This window comes from Winogradskyella luteola, assembly GCF_019203985.1.
Classification (GTDB): Bacteria; Bacteroidota; Bacteroidia; order Flavobacteriales; family Flavobacteriaceae; genus Winogradskyella; species Winogradskyella luteola.
In genome coordinates this window covers 37,349-57,004 of sequence record NZ_JAGSPD010000015.1, presented here as the reverse complement: position 1 = coordinate 57,004, position 19,656 = coordinate 37,349, and the positions used below count along the sequence as shown (strand labels likewise).

Below are 19,656 nucleotides of genomic sequence, written 5' to 3'. Positions count from 1 at the left end.
AAATAAAACTACACTTCTTTTAATCAAAATCAGTAATCTCTCTAATTTTATAAGGACGAGTGTTTTGAGTTTCGTAATATGTTCGCATTTGTAAGTCTATAGCAATGCCTGTAGTAAAAAGCTGAACTCCTACAAGTAAAAATAGTACGCCTAAAATAAGTAATGGTCTATCTCCAATATCATTACCAAGGATTTTTTCAATCAACAAATATACATTTATGATGGCTCCAAGCGCAAAGAAGAAAATTCCAAGATTGCCTAACAAATACAGTGGTTTTTGAAGATAATTACGCTGAAACAAGATGAGCAGAATATCATTTACAACTTTAAACGTTCTGCCCAAACCATATTTAGATTTTCCGTGAATTCTGTGATGATGCTTTACATTTATTTCCCCAATACGGGCGCCATTTAGATAGGCGAGCAAACCTATAAAACGATGCATTTCCCCATAGAGATTTAATTCTTTAGCGATTTCCTTTTTAAATACTTTAAGAGCACAACCATGATCTTTAATGTTAAGTTTGGTGGCTTTCCTAATTAAAAAGTTTGCAATTTTCGAAGGTAGTTTTTTTACAAAATTATCTTTTCGTTTGTTGCGAATTCCTACAACAACGTCCCAATCTTCTTTTTGTAGTTTTTGAAGCATTGGTAAAATATCCATCGGGTCATTTTGTAAATCACCATCTAGTGTAATGATATAATCCCCGCTGGCATTATCAAATCCTGCAGCAAGGGCAGAACTTTGTCCATAATTTTTGCGAAGTTCAATGAGTTTAACCTTTGGATGATTTAACCTTTTGATTTCGCTAACAGTTTTGTCTGTAGAAAAATCATCAATCAAAATCATTTCAAATTTAAGACCTTCTAAAGCCTCATCAATATTTTTTAATAGCTGCTGTATATTTTCCTCTTCATTATAGAGAGGGATTACCAATGAGAGTGTAGCATCTTTAAAATTCATAATTTAACTTGTACTACAAAGCTATCATTTTTTTTGATTAGCGTTGTTGATAAACCCTAAAGTGTTTGTGTTTTTCTTTAAGTACCCAATTATCAACAACAAAAACCGTTAGTAAAGATGTCTCTTGGTAATTATCTTTGTGGTCTTCAAAGTTTTCTATAAAAATGGTCAGGTTTTTATCACTAAGCATTTGTTTATAGTTCTCTAATTCGTCTGCGAGGTGGTGATTAAATACCCAATCTACACCAATCGGGTTTACGGTATTGGTAATATAATGGCCTAAGGTCATTGATGGTAGAATCGTAAAGTTATCGTATCTGTTTGATAATACTTTTAGCTCTTCAAACTTATCATACCGCTCTTTACTGGTATGGATGGTTTGTAAATGTGGATATAAGTTGCCTAAGTTATGATTTAATTGATTGCGATTCTCTTCGTTAAATGGATATTGATATCCTAAATAGAAAGTTCCCAAATAAATACCTATAAGTAATGGTGGAGTCCATTTTTTTATGGTAAACGTCTCACCTAAGGTAAGTATTGAAATGAATAAAATAGATGGTGTTGAGAAATCGATAGGTGTATTATAACCATTACTTATAGAAGCACACCAGGATAAACCAAACAGCACAACCAAAATCGTATACTTTGGTTGCTTTATACTTTTTACAATCGAATATAAAACACCAAATGCCCATAGAATATGGATGATGCCATATTTTAAAGGTTTGTATAGACTTTCGTTTTTATAGTATAACCATACAAATATGGTAACTATAAGAACATGAATTAGTAAAAATGCTAAATTTCTACTGAGATATTTTTTAGCAAGCCAAATGCCAATAATTGTAATGACTATATATAAAACATGAAACTTAATTCCTAAATAATAAGACTTCACGCCAGTATTTAGTAAGCTAGAACCAGAGGTAAAACTGAACATCTGTTCAATAAAAGGGTTGAGAGCATCTTGCCACCAAAATAAGAGAATAAAAACACCAGCAAATAATAGGCCGCTAATACTTAATATAATGAAAGCTTTTAAATCCTTTCCAAATAACAAAAACAAAGCCACGAGTGGCGGGAAAAAATAAAAAGGCTGTTTGCATAAAGCTCCTAAAAAAAGAAAAAACGCACCTAAAACGATCCACCACCATTTTTTGGTGGTTTTAGTGACAAAGAACAGGCCAATAATACTAAAGAATAGACCATCTACAGTGTTCCAAGGCATTGGTGGATAATTATGAATAGAAACTAATGCACCAATAGTAGCAATAAAAAAGATATACTTTTTAGGAAGGTTTAATAACTTAAAAGCAATGGCACTAGCTAAATAAGAATAAGTGAATACCTGTGCAAAATATAAATACCGATTAATTAGATAGGCATAAGTTTCTGATATATAAAGTGGTAGCGAATGAAAATAAGGAGAGAATGCAGGCTTTATATACACAAAATCTCTGTGTGGAAAATAACCGTTGTACATACTCCATGATATACCAAAAATAGACCCCATATCTCCCTCATCTATGCCATAAGGTCCATACGCTATCATATAAAAAATCAGTATTCCAAAAAAAAGGAATTTATATAGGTTCTTACTGTTCACAGTCAATCAATCGGATTATTTTTTGCTAATATAAAATAATAAGCGTTGATTACTAATGTCCTGAAACTTTTAAGGAAGAATGTAGCTCTGGGAACTTAATATTAAGACTGAACATGACCTACTAAATAGATATAGGCATTAAAAAACCAATTTTTTAAACCGAAAATAAAAATTAAAACTATTTTTGGTTGATGCAACCATTGGATATTACTCTATATCAACGAACAAATAAAGATGAATGGGATAGCTTTGTTGAATCAAGCAATCAACAGACTTTTCTGTTTCAAAGAGACTTTATGGATTACCATTGCGATAGATTTCAGGACTATTCATTGATGGCTTATAAAAATAATAAACTACTAGCTTTATTACCAGCTAATAAAATAGGTAATGAAGTCTATTCGCATCAAGGCCTAAGTTATGGAGGTTTGATCTATACAAAAGAGTTAAAGTCTGAAGATGCGATTCTGGTTTTTAAGGCTATATTAAAGTTTCTTAATGAAAAAGAAGTTGATAGTTTAATTCTAAAGGAGTTGCCAAGTATTTATCTTCAAAATACCACTAATAATACAATGCTTTATCTATGTTTTAAAACCAATGCAGAGCTATTGAGAAATGATATGCACTCGGTTGTAGATTTAAATTTTAAATCCTATTCCAATAGTAGAAAAGAAGGTCTCAAAAGAGGTCGGAAGCATAATTTAAAAGTTCAAGAGTCGGATAACTTAGACCTGTTTTGGAAAGCTATATTAATTCCTAATTTAAAGTCTAAACACGGTGTGCAACCCGTACACACTTTAGAAGAAATTAATCTTTTGAAATCTAGATTTCCGAAAAACATAAGGCAATTCAATGTGTTTTACAATGATGTCATTGTTGGTGGCACTACAATTTTTGAAACCCATAATGTAGCACACTGCCAATATATTTCGGGAAACGCAGACAAAAACGAATTGGGGAGTTTAGATTTCCTTCATACACATTTGTTAGATATTACGTTTAAAGATAAACCTTATTTTAGTTTTGGTACGTCAAATATTGAAGTTGGTCAAAAAGTCAACAAAGGACTTCAATTTTGGAAAGAAGGTTTTGGAGCACGATCAATCACTCAAGGATTTTATAAGATTAAGACAGAAAACTATAAACTGTTAGATGATGTATTTGTATGATTAAGTTTTTAGACCTACATAAAGTTAATGACCGATTCCGAAACGAGTTTAAAGCCGCTTTCTCTAAATCTTTAGATGCTTCAAATTATATTTTAGGCGAGAATGTTTCAAAATTCGAAAGCGAGTTTGCCCAATATTGCGGTACAGCATATTGTATAGGTACAGCTAATGGATTAGATGCACTTACATTGATTTTAAAAGGCTATATTCAAATAGGAAAACTGAAAAAAGGTGATAAAATTATTGTTCCGGCCAATACATTTATAGCTACTATTTTATCTGTCTTGCATGCAGAACTAGAACCTGTTTTGATAGAGCCAAATCCATACACCTATAATCTTTCAATAGAACATGTTGAAAAAGCATTAGATGAAAATGTGAAAGCGATAATCATGGTGCATCTATATGGGCAATTGGCTGATAATGAAAGTTTAATGCAGCTTTGTAAATCAAATGATTTATTGCTTATTGAAGATGCTGCACAGGCTCATGGAGCTATTGCGAGCACCGAAAATGAAAACTTCAAAAGTTTAAAAGCAGGAAACCTCTCGCATGCCGCAGCATTTAGTTTTTATCCGAGTAAAAATCTGGGAGCTCTTGGTGATGGAGGTGCTGTAACAACTAACGATTTAGAATTATTTGAAGCTGTTTCTCTATTGAGAAATTATGGCAGTAAAGAAAAGTATAAAAATGAAATTATAGGATTCAATAGTCGATTGGATGATCTGCAAGCTGCATTTCTTAGTATAAAGCTAAAGTATTTAGACTTAGATAATGAAAAGAGAAGAGCGATTGCCAAACAGTATTTAGAAGGCATTAGTAATCCAAAATTAAAATTACCGTCTTACGATGGTTCACACAATCACGTATTTTATGCCTTTGTCATGGAAGTAGAAGATAGGGGGAGTTTTACAAAATTTTTGGATGAGCATAAGGTTGGATGGTTGATTCATTATCCCCTTGCACCGCACAAGCAAAATGCATTTCGCCAATTTTCACATTTAAAGTTGCCTTTAACCGAGCAAATTCAAGAAAGAGTTATAAGTTTGCCAATCAGTCCGGTAATGACGGATGAACAATTAAAAACAGTTATTGAAGTTTTAAATTCCTATTAATGAAAAAGTTTTTTCATTACATAAATAATGAAGTTTTAGTAAAAGCGGCAAATCTTAATACGGCTAATATCAGCATTAAAATTATTGCTGGTATAATTATTTCTAAGTTCATTGCCATTTTTGTTGGGCCAGAAGGCATGGCATTAATAGGTAATGTTAGAAATTTTTTGAGTACGATACAGTCTATTGCCATCGCCGGCCTATATGATGGTGTTGTAAAGCTTATTGGAAGATGTAAGAATAATATAACTGAGCTTACCGGTACATTATCTACTGTATTTTATTTTGGATTTTTCTCATCAATTCTGTTGGCATTTATATGTTATTACAATGCCGAATATATCAATAGCTTAATCTTTCTAAACAATAACTATACTTATGTTATAGAGACTTTGGCCATTGTTTTGCCATTCTATGCTTTAAATATGTTTGTATTTTCAATAATGAATGGCTTTTCTAAATACAAAATTTTATTAGTCATAAATATCATTGGCCAGATACTTGGACTTCTGGTGACGATACTTTTAATATGGCAAAACAAAATAGATGGTGCTCTAATTGCAGTAGTAATAACTCCTGCGTTAAACCTTTTGATTACCATAGTTGGTATCGCATTTAGAAAAAATTTGATGTCATACATAAGGATTACTAATATTAAATTTTCTATACTTAAAAAGCTAGGTCCATTTATGGTTATGGCCTTAGTATCATCAATTGCCTTGCCTATTGTTTATATAATTATAAGAAACTATCTCATTTCTGAAATTGGTATTAAGGAAGCTGGTTATTGGACGGCAGTTACCCGAGTTTCTGATTATTATTTAATGTTTATAAATTCATTAATGGCATTGTATATTCTACCCCGTTTTGCAGAAATAGATTCGCACAAGGAATTTAGAAAAGAGGTGTTTAGCTTTTACAAAACGGTATTGCCAATATTTGCTGTTATTTTGGGTATTATTTATTTAAGCAGAGGGTTGTTGGTTAACCTATTATTTACCGAAGAGTTTAGACCTATTGAAGACTTGTTTGGTTACCAAATACTGGGTGATTTTATGCGCGTTATGTCAATGGTTATTGCCTATAAGTTTTTAGCTAAGAAAATGTTTGCCCATTTTATAATTATCGAAATCTTTTTATTTGTCATTATGTATGTGTCCAGTATTTATTTAATAGATGTCTTTGGATTAAAAGGGGCTGTGATGGGACACTGTTTAAGTTATTTTATGCACTTCTGCATAATATTGCTAATCTTTGGTAGTTCTTTGTTTGGTGTGTTGAACGAAGAAGGAATGGATGATTATTAAATAACTAAACGTGAGGCTTCCAAAATTTCTTAGCGGTAATACAGTCTTAAAGATTACATCTCTTAATGCGGTCGTAATTACCATAAGACTTATCGTTTCGGTTTTTATTCAGCGTTTGTTGGCAATTACCGTTGGCGAAGCAGGTATTGCTAGTATTGGACAGGTGCGTAATGTTATGGCAATGTTGACCAGTACATCAACGCTTGGTGTTTTTAATGGTGTTGTAAAATATGTTGCGGAATACAAAGAAAACAAACCAGAATTAGCCAAGTTGTTTTCTACAGCTACGGTATTTTTTATTCTCGGGTCTTTTATTTCTGCATTAGTTTTATTTTTTGGTTCAAGTTATTTCTCCAACTACCTTTTTAAATCAGATGACTTTATTTATGTATTTAGATTGTTGGCTGTCATAGTACCTTTTATTGCCTTAAATAGAACTATTGGAGGTGTTGTAAATGGGCTTTCAGATTATAAAAAATACGCTAAAATTGAACTTATTAGTTACTTGTTGGCAACAGCAGCTATTCTTATAGGGTTATATACTTCAAACTTAGAAGGAGTAATTATAGCCATTGCTATTGCCCCAATTATACAACTTAGTGTTTTAGGGTTTGTATTCGGTAAAACTTTAAGAAAATATATAGGATTTAAAGATATAAAACTAAATCTTGTTTATAGAAATGAGCTTTTAGCTTTTACATTAATGTCTTTCGTATCCACATTTCTACTCAATTATATAGAATTGGATATTAGAACATTGATTACGGATGAAATCAATGTTAATGAAGCTGGTTATTGGACAGCTATGACATTTATCTCACGGAATTATATGGTGTTTGCCACAGGATTATTTACGTTATACGTGATTCCTAAATTTGCAAATATTAATACTAAACACGAATTTAAAAATGAAGTTTTAAATATCTATAAAACTATTCTACCAATTTTTGGATTAGGCATGCTCTTGGTGTACGTGCTTAGAAATCTTATTATTGATGTTGTTTATCCAAATTTCACAGGAATGGAACCGTTGTTTAAATGGCAATTGTTAGGTGATTTTATACGGCTTTGTGCATTGGTATTGGCTCATCAATTTTTAGCTAAGCGTTTGGTAAAAAGCTTCGTGATTACCGAAATCATTTCATTGGTGTTATTCTTTGTACTTACTAAACTATTTATACAATACTACGGGACCGAAGGAGTTGTTATAGCACATTTGGTACGTTATATCGTTTACTTTATCATTGTGGTTTTTGTTATTGGTGCTTATTACAGTAATAAATCTTCCGAAAATGGTTAGAGCTTGTTGTTGGTTCCCCAAATATTTAGATAGTTTTTGGCCGATGTTACATAGTGATGATGTTCTTCAATAAATTGTCTGGCATTTTTAGATATCTCAATAATCTTGCTGGGGTTTTTAATCAGCCATTCTAATTTTTCAACAATACTTGCGGCATTTGGTAAAGCATTAATAACAATAGTGTCTTCTTTGACATTATAATGATTTAACCATTCTTTTTCCGCACCTGTGAAAACGACTTTGCCTTTTGCCATGGCTTCTAGAGCATTATAACCTTGGTCGTAAGCATAGATCTGATCTAATAAAATTTGGGATTGGTTATAGGCTTTAATATACTCAGAATACGGTAAGTTTCTTACTGTTATAACCTTTATTTTATCCGAATATTTTTGCTTAATAATGCCTAAGGCATCTTCAAAAATATCATTTCCCTTTTTGTAATAGTTTTGAATGTTAATACCATGAAAAATGATAATCTTATCTTTAATTTTTAGCTCTTCAAACTTTAAATTATCTATGTTTATTGGGTTGGGGATTAAGCCCAAATATTTAGGGTGGTTTTGGAGAGGTAGGTGATAATCCATATCCGATGCAATAACGCCATTTATTTTGTTATAAATATGATAATGTAATGCTTTAAATTCTGGTTTTAAAAATTTTAGACCGTATGCAAAGAGATTGGTTTTATCCTTACCGTTTTTGTAAGGGGTGAGGATGGAATACCTTAAATTTTTACCATTAGCATAATTAACACTAATGTAGTCTGTACCACAAGATAGAAGGTATGTGTTGTTGTTCCGAGACGAAATAAAATCGAAAATTTTAGTTTCAATCTCTGCGGAACAACCAAAAGGCGTTTCATTGATAAATTGTACAATATCGTAGCCTCTCAATTGTGATTCTAATTGTTGTATTTGTTGTATAACATTGTAAGATTCAAGATCAAAGCCAGTTAGTCTATAGAGTAAGTTTTTTACTTTTTTCTTTATCCCTCTTCGATATTTTTTTTTAATTAGTAAATCAACGTCGTACTTTTTAAAACCGTCGTAAGCTGCAACAATAGTGATATCATGGTTTAATTTTTCCAATCCCTCTTTTAATGAATTATGAAGCCTGCTATATTCACCAACTAATAATATCTTCATTTATATCGTTACATTTGTTTTCAAAGATACTTGTAAATGATTAAAACTAACACCAAAAAAATATGTATTGTAGTTTCATCGCTTGGTGTTGGCGGTGCAGAAAGGTCTTCAGCTTTATTATCAGAAATGCTTTTTGATCTAGACTTTGATGTTCATATTGTTTCGGTATTGGATAAGATTGATTACCCCTACAAAGGGAAATTGCTTAACCTAGGAAAACTTAAGGCAGAAGACGACTCTAAAATGGGTAGATTTAAGCGCTTAAAGATTTTTAAGAATTACCTTAAAGCACATAAGTTTGATTATGTTATTGATAACAGAACCCGTATAGGACTATTTAAAGAACTGATTGTTTCCAAATGGATTTATAATGCAAAAAACACGATATATTGTGTCCGCAGTTACAATACGGATATGTATATATATCCCAGTAAATTTTTTGCTAAATTATTGTATGGTTCTGCATATAAAATTGTTTCTGTATCAAAAGCTATTGCAGAAAAACTGAATAATGAATTTGGGTTTAAAAATCTTGAGGTCATTCACAACCAAGTAGCAATAGATGCTGAGGAACTTTTAGTTAAAAAAACAATAAAAGACAATTATATTCTATTTTTCGGAAGGTTAAATGACGACATAAAAAACATTTCCCTTTTGCTTGAAGCCTATTCCAAATCAAAGCTTCCACATAATTCAGTAAAGCTCAAAATTCTTGGTAATGGCAAGGATAAAATGATGTTAAAACAAAAAAGTGATACTTTGGGCTTAAGTAATCATGTAGAGTTTTTAGAGTTTCTGGTTAATCCTTATCCCTTTGTTGAAGCTGCTTTTTTTACGGTTTTAACAAGCAGGTTTGAAGGATTTCCAAGAGCTCTGGTAGAGTCTCTTTCTGTTGGTACACCCGTAATTTCGGTTGATTGTAAGTCTGGTCCAAATGAAATTATTGTGAATGAAAAAAATGGTCTTTTGGTAGAAAATCATAATATAGAGGCTCTAACAAATGCTATGAATAGAATGTTAGAGGATAAAAATTTATATTTACAATGTAAGTCTAATGCCCAAAAGAGTATTGAAAAGTTTTCTAAGAGCACTATCGGGCAGCAATGGAAAACTATACTGAAATAACTGATGAACACTGTAAAAGATACAAACCTAATTAAAATACCTAAAGTGCATGATGAACGTGGCTCACTTGCAGTAATTGAAAGAGATGTGATTCCATTTTCTATTAAGCGCGTCTATTATTTATACGATGTACCAAGTGATAGTTATAGAGGTGGACATGCTCATAATGAACAAGAGTCCGTAATTATAGCACTCAGCGGTAGTTTTGAAGTCATTGTAGATGATGGAACATCACGGAAACGTATGTTGCTAAATAAACCTAATCAAGGCTTATATATCCCAACTCATATTTGGCGAGAAATTGATAATTTTTCTTCAGGAGCTGTTTGTTTGGTTTTAGCCTCAACTACATACGATGAAACTGAGTATGTAAGGGATTATAATACGTTTTGTCATCTAAAAGGTGAAATGTAAAGTCTCTTTTTTAGAAGAAAAAATTTTAACCGTTTTAATAATCGTAAAATACTGGCAGGTAAAATTAATAGCAATTTTAATTTTTGGTTTAGGTGTTTGGGATCAATTTCTTTTTTAATCTTCCTGTAGTTGATAAAATCATTTCTTATTTTGGCTTCCATTGCAATTGTAAACCTATTAATATCGAGATATGCTTTTAATGATGGGTTGTTTTTTTCATCTCTTTCATGCTTATCTAAAATTGAAATTAAATCGGGTATATTCTTGGTTAACGATAGGTGATTATCTTTTGAGTGAATCATTTTATGGGCGGTAGGCTTTGAAGAAAAAGCGACATTATAATCTTTTGCAATTCTTATCCAAAGGTCAATATCCTCGCCACAACCAATACTCTCATCAAAAACGAAGCCATCGTTAATAACTTGTTTTGGTATAGCCACTGCAGAAGTCCAAAGAATATTATCTACTAAGCTTGTTCTAAAGTAATCCTCTACGATACCGAAAAAAGGATGATCAACATTACTAAATTTTGGTTGCGTAACATAACGTTCAAAAAAGTGTTTTTCGTAAGATGTTGCATAGATACCACATCTTGGATAAGCCTCTATTAAGGCCTTTAATTCAGACAAGTGATTTTCTAACCAGATATCATCACCATCAGAAAGTGCAATATAATTACATTTGGCCTTGCTTAAGCCATAGTTTCTTGCCGCAGATACACCCTGATTTTTTGTTGGGTAAATAGTAATTCTTTCATCTTCTATACTATGTAGTTTTTTTAAACTATCGTCTGTACTACCATCATCAACGACGATTAATTCAAAATCACTAAAGGATTGCCTTAAAATGCTGGCTATAGTTTTTTCAACAAAATTAGCTTTGTTATACACACTAACCACAACAGAAAAAAATGGTGTCATCTTTTATTTGGACTTAATGCGCAAAGGTAGCCCAATTTATAAAATTGAAATAGTTTCATACTGGGGCGCTTACTTAATAGCTGAATGCGAATAGGGTGTTTAAATAGATTAAATAGTATGGCAACTATTTTATGAACTCTAAATCGTTTTAATGATTTATATAATTCTAAAAGCGTATTGTCTGTGGATATTACTTTTAGACTATGATAGTTGTAAAATAGGGTTTTTACAGCATGTTCTGTTTTTTTTAAAAAAAGGGCATTACTGTCTAAACCATTATGAAAAACCGCATTATCAATATGAAAAACCTTTGTGCTTTTAGATTTCATTAGTGCTCCAAAAATATTATCATAACCATAACCGTCATTTTTTATTTCAGAATTAATATCTAGAAACACGTTTTTTCTTATCATGAAGTTTCCAGAAATTACCACCTTATAAGGCAATTTGTTTCTAATGACAGCATTTGCATTTTCGTAAGATTTACCATAAGTCCACCTTAGGGTGAATTCTTCACTTGGACGATTTGGCTTATAGGCATAACCACCATAAACTGCATCATGTTCATGTGTTAGATAATTTGAATAATTATTAATTAGATTATTATCTGGTAATTCTACATCAGCATCTAAAAAAAGCAACCAATTATATTTGGCTTTTTTTGCTAGTAATTGACGGGAAGTGATTCTCCCTTTGTTATCGTTTGAAATATGATGGGTTGTATTTTTTACAGAATCGCACACCATCTTGTTCTCATCTAAATATAACTGGGAACCATCTTCCCAACATAGAATTTCATAATCGAAATCTAATCCCTCAGTGGCTTTATCTAAAGAGGTTAAGAGGTCATTAACCGCATAATTATATATTGGTAAAAGTATTGAAAGCATTTATTATACTTTGAAAAGTCATTAACCCTTGCGCTGTACCACTTCAAAAACCTTGTTCTCATCACATTTCAAAGTTTTACTTGGGTATTTTAGAAGTAAAGCATAATCGTGAGTGGCCATTAAAATAGTGTTGCCATTTTTATTGATGTCCTGTAAAACTTCCATAACCTCAATACTGGTCTGCGGATCTAAATTCCCAGTTGGCTCATCAGCTAAGATTAATTCTGGGTCGTTTAACAGAGCTCGTGCAATGGCAATACGCTGCTGCTCACCACCAGAGAGTTCATGAGGGTATTTAAAACCCTTGGTTTTCATGGCAACTTTATCTAAAACAGTTTCAATGCGCTCCTTTATTTTATCTTTATCCTTCCAACCAGTGGCTTTAAGTACAAATTCTAGATTGCCATTAATGGTGCGATCTGGTAGTAACTTAAAATCCTGAAAAACAATGCCCAATTTTCTGCGCAAAAAAGGAATATCTTTTTCCTTCATGGTTCTTAAATTAAAATCCACAACTTGGCCTTCGCCTTCTGTTAATTCTAAATCACCATAAAGGGTTTTCATAAAACTACTCTTACCACTCCCTGTTTTACCTATAAGATATACAAAGTCACCTTTTTGCATTTCAAAATCTACATTGGCAAGTACCATGCTGTCACCTTGATAAATGGTGGCATCTTTGAGTTGTAAAACCGTTTCGGACATATTTTTTCGTAAAATTTTTGGTATGTGTAAATGTATTATTAATAAAATCAATTATCAAATTAACAAGGATTAGTTTAACGCTAAACTTTTTAGTTTAATATATCGGTTTAATGATTTTTAATAACTCAGTTTATAATTATACAGAATTTCTGCCGTTATAGATTATATTTGAATCATCAATAAATAGTAATCAAAAAACGAAGCTAATGCTACATATAAAGAGACAATTCATCATCGTTTTTCTTGCCTTTTCGTTCTTGGGTTTTGCTCAAAAATCAGCAGTTTATACCAGTGACTTAAAAGACTATCAGAAAGCATTAACTTTGTACAATAACAAACAATACAAAGCTGCTCAGTCTTTGTTTGATGATATTAAGTATAATACAGATGATGTTACCATAAAATCAGATTGCGCTTACTACATTGCTAATTGTGCAGTACGTTTAAACCAAAAGAATGCAGACGCTTTAATCACAGAATTCGTTGAGGAATACCCTACGAGTACAAAACGCAATACAGCTTACTTAGACGTTGCAGATTACTATTTTGAAAATTCTAAATACGCATATGCACGCAAGTGGTATCAGAAAGTGGATGAACTAAGCATTGCGCGCTCAGAACGTGATAGATTCAACTTTAATTATGGTTACAGTTTATATGCAACGAAGAGTAAAACGGAAGCCACTAAATACCTTAACCGTGTCATCAATTCAAAAGAATACGGCTCGCAAGCCAAATACTACATTGGTTATATGGCCTATGAAGGTGATGATTACGATACTGCAAATGAGTATTTTGACCAAGTTAGTGATAACGAAAAATACAAAGAAAAACTGTCGTATTATCAAGCCGATTTAAATTTTAAATTGGGCAAGTTTGAGAAAGCCATAGAACTCGCCAAAGAGCAATTGCCTAATAGCAGAGGAGATGAAGAATCTGAATTGTCTAAAATAATTGGGGAAAGCTATTTTAACTTAGAGCAGTATGCTGAAGCTTTGCCATATCTCAAAGCTTACAAAGGCAAAAGAGGAAAGTGGAACAATACCGATTACTATCAATTGGGTTACACTTACTACAAACAAAACGATTTTGAAGCTGCGATTTCAGAGTTTAATAAAATCATAGATGGTAATAATTCGGTAGCTCAAAACGCCTATTATCACTTGGGCGAAAGCTATATCAATCTAGATAAGAAACCAGAAGCACTAAATGCTTTTAGAAATGCTTCAGAAATGGATTATGATGCTAAAATTCAAGAGGATGCTTGGTTAAACTATGCTAAAATCAGTTACGAGATTGGTAATCCTTATCAATCGGTACCACAAGTGTTAGCTGGGTATTTAGGTAAATATCCAGAAACCAGTTACAGGGAAGAAATAGAAACTTTACTTATAGATTCTTATATCACTTCAAAAAACTACAAAGAAGCACTTGAGCTTTTAAAAGGAAAGAACAGCTTTGAAAATAAAGTAGCTTACCAAAAGGTGGCATTTTTTAGAGGTATTGAGCTCTACAATGAAACTAAATACAATGATGCTTTAGGTTTGTTCAATAGTTCATTGAAGGAGCCAAGAGATCCAATTTTTGTAGCAAAAGCAACATTTTGGAAATCTGAAACGGAATATAATTTAACTAACTACAACGATGCGCTTATTGGTTTTAAGCAATTTGCAGGTATGTCCGAAGCATCAAGTTTGCCAGAAAATGACAACCTTAATTATAATTTGGCATACACTTATTTTAAGTTGAAAGATTATAATAATGCCTCCAAATATTTTCAAAAGTTTATAGATGAAAATTCAAGCGATAGACCACGAAGAAATGATGCCTATTTAAGATTGGCTGATGGTTATTTTGTGTCAAGTAAATATCAAAATGCTATAAGCGCTTATGATAAAGCCATTCAAATTAATGAAATTGAGACAGATTATGCCGCATTTCAAAAAGCGATGAGCCATGGGTATTTAGGAAAAAGCTCTACAAAGATTTCTGAATTAAACACTTTTATTGAGGGTTATCCTAAGTCAGCGTTGAGAGATGATGCAATGTACGAACTGGCAAATTCTTATGTTAAGTCTGGCGATACAGATAAAGCTATGCAAATGTATGACCGCTTAAATGCTGAATACAAACGTGGTGCATTTACATCAAAAGCGCTTTTGCGACAAGGCTTAGTGCATTATAATGGTAGTGATAATGAACGTGCATTGACAAAGTTTAAAAAAGTGGCCAAGGATTTTCCAGGTTCAGGGGAAGCGGTTCAAGCGGTTTCCACGGCTCGATTGATTTATATAGATTTAGGACGTGTAGATGAATATGCAGCTTGGGTAAAATCTTTGGACTATGTTGAGGTGACTGATGTTGAACTGGATAATACAATGTATTTAGCGGCAGAGAAACCATATTTAGATAATGACACAGATAAAGCCATACGTCAGTTTAATAAGTATCTAAATCAATTTCCTAATGGCATACATGCTTTAAAATCACATTTCTACTTAGCGCAATTGTATTATAAAAAAGACTTATTCGAAAATGCACGGCCACATTATAAGTATGTAGTTGAAGCTTCTAAAAGTGAATATACGGAACAGGCCACTGTTAAATTGTGTGAGATTTACTTGAATGATTCAAACTGGTCGCAAGCTATTCCTGTATTACAAACACTGGAAACTGAAGCTGATTATCCTCAAAATGTTTTGTATGCACAATCTAATTTAATGAATGCATACTACCAGACTGAAGATTATAAAGCCGCAGAAACTTATGCAGAAAAAGTCTTGACAAACACAAATCTTGATAATAAGGTTAAAAGCGATGCAAAAATTATCATTGCACGTTCAGCAATAAAAACAGGTAATGAAGCCAAAGCTAAAACGGCGTATGCTGATGTTGAAAAAATTGCAACAGGCAGCGTTGCAGCAGAGGCACTTTACTACAATGGCTATTTTAAACATAAAGCAGGTCAATACGAAGTGTCTAATGCAACCATTCAAAAGTTGGCCAAGGATTACAGTAGTTATAAGTACTACAGTGCAAAAGGTTTGGTCGTTATGGCGAAGAATTTCTACGCTTTGGGAGATGCTTTTCAGGCCAACTATATTTTAGAAAGTGTCATTTCTAATTTTCCAGATTTTGACGATGTTGTACAAGAAGCAACAGTAGAACTTAATAAAATAAAAGCCGAAGAAGCTAAAACAAATTCATCAATCGAAACAGACGACAACTAAGGGCAGTGATTAATCAAATGTTAGGCTGAGTGCAAGTCTAAGTCTAGTTGAACTCTAATCAAAACATCAAATATGAAAATCAAGTTTTTAATTTTTATAATCACCATATCGAGTAGCATATCATTATTATGGGCACAAGAACGTACCAAAGACACAATTGACGACCAAGTCGTAAACGTGGTAACACCTTACAAGCCCACAATTTCCGATGCCTTTAAAATTAAGGATACACCAAAATTAAACGATTCCAATACCGTAAAGAAAAAGCAAGTAAAGTATAATATATTTTCTATTCCTGTAGCGTCTACATTCACACCTGCAAAAGGCAAAGCAGCTAATGTAGATAAAGCAAAAGCTGTAAAACTGTACGATAATTATGCGTCGCTTGGTGTTGGAACGTATACCACGATTTTAGGTGAAGTTTTTCTTAATCATGAGTTGAGTAGCACGGAAAATGTTGGCGGCTATTTTAGTCACCATTCTTCGCAAGGAGGTATTGACGATGTACTTTTAGACGATAACTTTAGTAAAACCAATTTAAATGCGCATTACTCACAAAAACTAAGAGATTTTTCGTGGAAAGTCGACGGAGGTTTCGATATACAAACCTATAATTGGTATGGTTTGCCAGAGGGATTTTTTACTGAAGCACCCGGTGATGAAGACGATACCAGGCACACTTTTACAGGTTTTAATTTGGGCGGAAAACTAAAGTTTGATGATGCCATAATTAAAGACGGTAGTGTGCGTTTTAGACGTTTCGGTGATGATAGGGATTCTGGTGAAAATAGATTTATAGCTAAAACAAGTTTTGACGTTGCGCTGAGAGATGAAGAAATTAATGCTGAATTTTATATCGATTACATTGGAGGAAGTTTTGATACCAATTTTGAAAATACCAGTGAAATCAATTACGGTAATGTTACGTTTGGTTTATCACCATCGTATCAGCTAAAGCAAGATGATTTAACCGTTAATTTAGGTTTGCGGTTAGTTTACCTCAACGATACTGAGTTAAGCGACAATAAATTCTTTATTTATCCAAATATTGATGCGTCTTACCGCTTGGTTGATGAAATTTTGATAGCCTATGGTGGTATTACAGGTCAATTACAGCAAAACTCATATTATGATTTTGCCAACGAAAACCCATTTGTGTCTCCAACCTTATTTATAGCTCCAACGGATCAACGCTACAATGGTTTTATCGGTTTTAAAGGAAAATTGTCTAATAGTGTAAGTTATAATATAAGAGGTAATTATTATGCTGAAGAAAACAAGGCACTGTACAAAGCAAATGATATTGTTTCTGAGCCTCTTGGTACTTCAGAAGAGATACAATATCAATTTGGAAACTCTTTTGGTTTGGTATATGACGATGTTAATACTTTCTCAGTTGCAGGTGAGTTAAATATTGATATCAACAGAAATTTTACGCTCGGATTTAAAGGAGAATATTTTAATTATAATACAGATGCACAAGATGAAGCTTGGAATCTACCTGATATTACAGGTTCTGTATTCATGGATGTTCAAATTTCTGAACAATGGTTTGCTGGCGCTAGTGCATTTTATGTTGGGGAGCGAAAAGATAGACAATCGTTTGTTGGTTCGTTTGTTGGAAGCCCCATAACGAATACTATAACTTTAGACAGTTATTTTGATGCCAATGCATATTTAGGTTATAAAATCAATGACCAATTATCGGTTTTTGCAAAGGCGAACAATATCTTAAACCAAGATTACCAACGTTATCTTAATTTCCCGGTACAAGGAATTCAAGCTTTGGTAGGAGCGACCTATCAATTCGACTTTTAAGTTTAAACAAGAGCTTATTAATTTTTAATGTTGTTGGGCATTGAGTGAAGTTGAAATGCAGGCTGTAGGTAGACTATTATCAATTTGATTTTTTTAGAAAGCTCTTTCATATTTATTGTTTTATAACCAATCGTTTATCAGTACATGGTGTTAGATGTAAATATCATGCAAGGTTTTTTTAACCTGTATAATATGAGTTAATTAAAATTAGTGCGATTAATAATCGAAATTAGGTTAGAAAGCAATTTCTTATTTTTACTATTCGTAATAAAACCCACTGTGAGGTCGAGCGTAGTCGAGACCTTAAAATTAGTTCACTATTAAATGAAAAAGCTACTCTCAATTCTTGCACTTATAACAATTTTTTCATGCCAAAAAGAAAAACAGCAAGTTGATTTAATTGTTACAAACGCCAATATCTATACTGTAGATGATAGTTTTAGTAAAGCAGAAGCCTTAGCTGTAAAAGATGGCAAAATTTTAGCTGTAGGTACAACTAAAAATATTGAAGAAACTTACCGTTCTGTAGATACATTAGATGCAGACGGAAAAACACTGTTGCCAGGCTTTATAGATGCACATTGTCATTTTTTGGGCTTGGGTTACAACCAACAAGCTGTCGATTTGGTGGGAACCAAAAGCTTTGTAGATGTTGTAAAACGCGTGTTAGATTTTCAGAATAAGCACAATAAAGCTTTTATTTTAGGACGTGGTTGGGATCAAAACGATTGGGAAGATAAGTCATTTCCAAACAAAACGTTATTAGACAAACTATATCCAAATACACCGATTGCATTAACACGAATTGATGGTCATGCCATTTTGTGTAATCAAGCTGCTTTAGATTTAGGGAAAGTAACAATTAATAGTAAAATTGATGGAGGAGAGGTGGTTGTTGAAAATGGAAAACTTACTGGTGTTTTAGTTGACAATGCAGAACGCTTAGTAATGGATTTTTGGCCAAAACCATCCCGAAAGGATAATGTGGAAGCCTTATTGGAAGCTCAGAGAATTTGCTTCGATTTAGGTTTAACAACTGTTGATGATGCTGGATTGAGTAAATCATCTATTGAGATCATCGATAGCTTACATCAATCAGGCGATCTTAAGATGCGTATTTATGCCATGGTATCGTATACGCCAGAGCATTTAGATTATTTTTTAGATAAGGGTGTTATAAAAACTGAACGACTAAATGTGCGTTCGTTTAAGTTTTATGCAGATGGCGCTTTGGGCTCTAGAGGTGCTATGCTCAAAAAACCTTATAGTGATAAACCAGAACATTTAGGTTTGTTGCTTACCGATTTAAATACTTTTGAGAAAGCAGCTATGCGTATTGCTGACTCAGATTATCAAATGAATACGCATGCCATTGGAGATTCGGCAAATCTAGCTGTATTGCAAACGTATAATAAAGTATTGACAGGTAAAGACGATAGACGTTGGCGAGTAGAGCATGCACAGGTAGTATCACCAGAAGATTTCGATTTGTACAAAAATGTTATGCCATCTATACAACCAACACATGCAACCAGTGACATGTACTGGGCTGAAGATAGAGTGGGCAATGAGCGTATTAAAGGTGCTTATGCTTATAAAAAATTGTTGGAAGCTTACGGAAAAGTTGCCTTAGGTACTGATTTTCCTGTTGAACGTGTGAGTCCGTTTTTAACTTTCTATGCCGCTGTTGCAAGGCAAGATTTAGAGCAATATCCTGAAGGAGGTTTTCAGATGGAAAATGCCTTATCTAGAGAAGAAACCCTAAAAGGTATGACCATTTGGGCAGCCTACTCTAATTTTGAAGAGAACGAAAAAGGAAGTATCGAAGCTGGCAAGTTTGCCGATTTTATCATTTTAGATAAAGATATAATGACGGTTGATGTTAGTGAAATTCCTAATATAAAAGTACTAAAGATTTTTGTGGGTGGTGAAAAGCAGTAGTCTA

Annotated in this window: 15 protein-coding genes; 9 read left to right on the top strand and 6 right to left on the bottom strand. The window is 32.8% G+C overall.

Annotated features, from left to right (window positions below):
* Window positions 1–19: 19 nt before the first annotated feature.
* Together KCG49_RS14695 and KCG49_RS14690 are read right to left on the bottom strand one after the other, a co-directional pair.
* Entirely contained in the window at window positions 20–964 is a 945-nt protein-coding gene (locus KCG49_RS14695) for a glycosyltransferase family 2 protein (protein ID WP_218547576.1), read from the bottom strand.
* A gap of 37 nt (window positions 965–1,001) precedes the next feature.
* Window positions 1,002–2,519 (bottom strand): glycosyltransferase family protein, encoded by a 1,518-nt coding sequence (locus tag KCG49_RS14690; RefSeq protein ID WP_218547575.1) that lies wholly within the window; start codon window positions 2,517–2,519, stop codon window positions 1,002–1,004.
* A gap of 245 nt (window positions 2,520–2,764) precedes the next feature.
* Here KCG49_RS14690 and KCG49_RS14685 point away from each other — a divergent pair, with 245 nt between their 5' ends.
* From KCG49_RS14685 to KCG49_RS14670, 4 genes are read left to right on the top strand one after another with little or no spacing between them, the layout of a single operon-like run.
* Entirely contained in the window at window positions 2,765–3,742 is a 978-nt protein-coding gene (locus KCG49_RS14685; protein WP_218547574.1) for a GNAT family N-acetyltransferase, read from the top strand.
* The gene (locus tag KCG49_RS14680) at window positions 3,739–4,857 is read left to right on the top strand and encodes a DegT/DnrJ/EryC1/StrS family aminotransferase (RefSeq protein ID WP_218547573.1); all 1,119 of its coding nucleotides are present in this window, start codon (window positions 3,739–3,741) and stop codon (window positions 4,855–4,857) included. Before KCG49_RS14685 ends, KCG49_RS14680 begins: the two co-directional genes overlap by 4 nt.
* Entirely contained in the window at window positions 4,857–6,164 is a 1,308-nt protein-coding gene (locus KCG49_RS14675; RefSeq protein ID WP_218547572.1) for an O-antigen translocase, read from the top strand. The genes KCG49_RS14680 and KCG49_RS14675 overlap by 1 nt, the downstream gene beginning before the upstream one ends.
* A gap of 10 nt (window positions 6,165–6,174) precedes the next feature.
* Window positions 6,175–7,464: an O-antigen translocase gene (locus tag KCG49_RS14670; RefSeq protein WP_218547571.1), complete on the top strand. Its 1,290-nt coding sequence runs from the start codon at window positions 6,175–6,177 to the stop codon at window positions 7,462–7,464.
* Here the strand turns inward: KCG49_RS14670 and KCG49_RS14665 are convergent.
* On the bottom strand, window positions 7,461–8,609 hold the full coding sequence (locus KCG49_RS14665; RefSeq protein ID WP_218547570.1) for a glycosyltransferase: 1,149 nt from the start codon (window positions 8,607–8,609) through the stop codon (window positions 7,461–7,463). The genes KCG49_RS14670 and KCG49_RS14665 overlap by 4 nt on opposite strands.
* A 36-nt stretch (window positions 8,610–8,645) precedes the next feature.
* On the opposite strand from KCG49_RS14665, the gene KCG49_RS14660 reads away from it, so the two are divergent.
* Together KCG49_RS14660 and KCG49_RS14655 are read left to right on the top strand one after the other, a co-directional pair.
* A complete protein-coding gene (locus tag KCG49_RS14660; RefSeq protein WP_218547568.1) occupies window positions 8,646–9,734 on the top strand; it encodes a glycosyltransferase in 1,089 nt (362 codons plus the stop codon).
* Between the two features lie 3 nt (window positions 9,735–9,737).
* Window positions 9,738–10,148, top strand: coding sequence for a sugar 3,4-ketoisomerase (locus KCG49_RS14655; protein ID WP_218547566.1), 411 nt, complete (start codon window positions 9,738–9,740; stop codon window positions 10,146–10,148).
* Here KCG49_RS14655 and KCG49_RS14650 read toward each other — a convergent pair.
* From KCG49_RS14650 to KCG49_RS14640, 3 genes are read right to left on the bottom strand one after another with little or no spacing between them, the layout of a single operon-like run.
* Window positions 10,127–11,068, bottom strand: coding sequence for a glycosyltransferase family 2 protein (locus KCG49_RS14650; RefSeq protein ID WP_218547564.1), 942 nt, complete (start codon window positions 11,066–11,068; stop codon window positions 10,127–10,129). The two genes, KCG49_RS14655 and KCG49_RS14650, sit on opposite strands and share 22 nt — an antisense overlap.
* Window positions 11,065–11,958 carry a glycosyltransferase family 2 protein gene (locus KCG49_RS14645; RefSeq protein WP_218547562.1) on the bottom strand — a complete coding sequence of 298 codons (894 nt, stop codon included), beginning with the start codon at window positions 11,956–11,958 and terminating at the stop codon, window positions 11,065–11,067. The genes KCG49_RS14650 and KCG49_RS14645 overlap by 4 nt, the downstream gene beginning before the upstream one ends.
* 21 nt (window positions 11,959–11,979) lie before the next feature.
* Entirely contained in the window at window positions 11,980–12,663 is a 684-nt protein-coding gene (locus KCG49_RS14640) for a cell division ATP-binding protein FtsE (protein WP_218547561.1), read from the bottom strand.
* 206 nt (window positions 12,664–12,869) lie between these two features.
* On the opposite strand from KCG49_RS14640, the gene KCG49_RS14635 reads away from it, so the two are divergent.
* The 3 genes from KCG49_RS14635 (at window position 12,870) to KCG49_RS14625 (ending at window position 19,652) form a co-directional block, all read left to right on the top strand.
* Entirely contained in the window at window positions 12,870–15,893 is a 3,024-nt protein-coding gene (locus tag KCG49_RS14635) for a tetratricopeptide repeat protein (RefSeq protein ID WP_218547559.1), read from the top strand.
* Between the two features lie 72 nt (window positions 15,894–15,965).
* Window positions 15,966–17,711, top strand: coding sequence for a TonB-dependent receptor (locus KCG49_RS14630; protein ID WP_218547558.1), 1,746 nt, complete (start codon window positions 15,966–15,968; stop codon window positions 17,709–17,711).
* A 324-nt stretch (window positions 17,712–18,035) separates the two neighbouring features.
* Window positions 18,036–19,652, top strand: a complete 1,617-nt coding sequence (locus KCG49_RS14625; protein WP_218547557.1) for an amidohydrolase — start codon at window positions 18,036–18,038, stop codon at window positions 19,650–19,652.
* The last annotated feature ends 4 nt before the right edge of the window (window positions 19,653–19,656 follow it).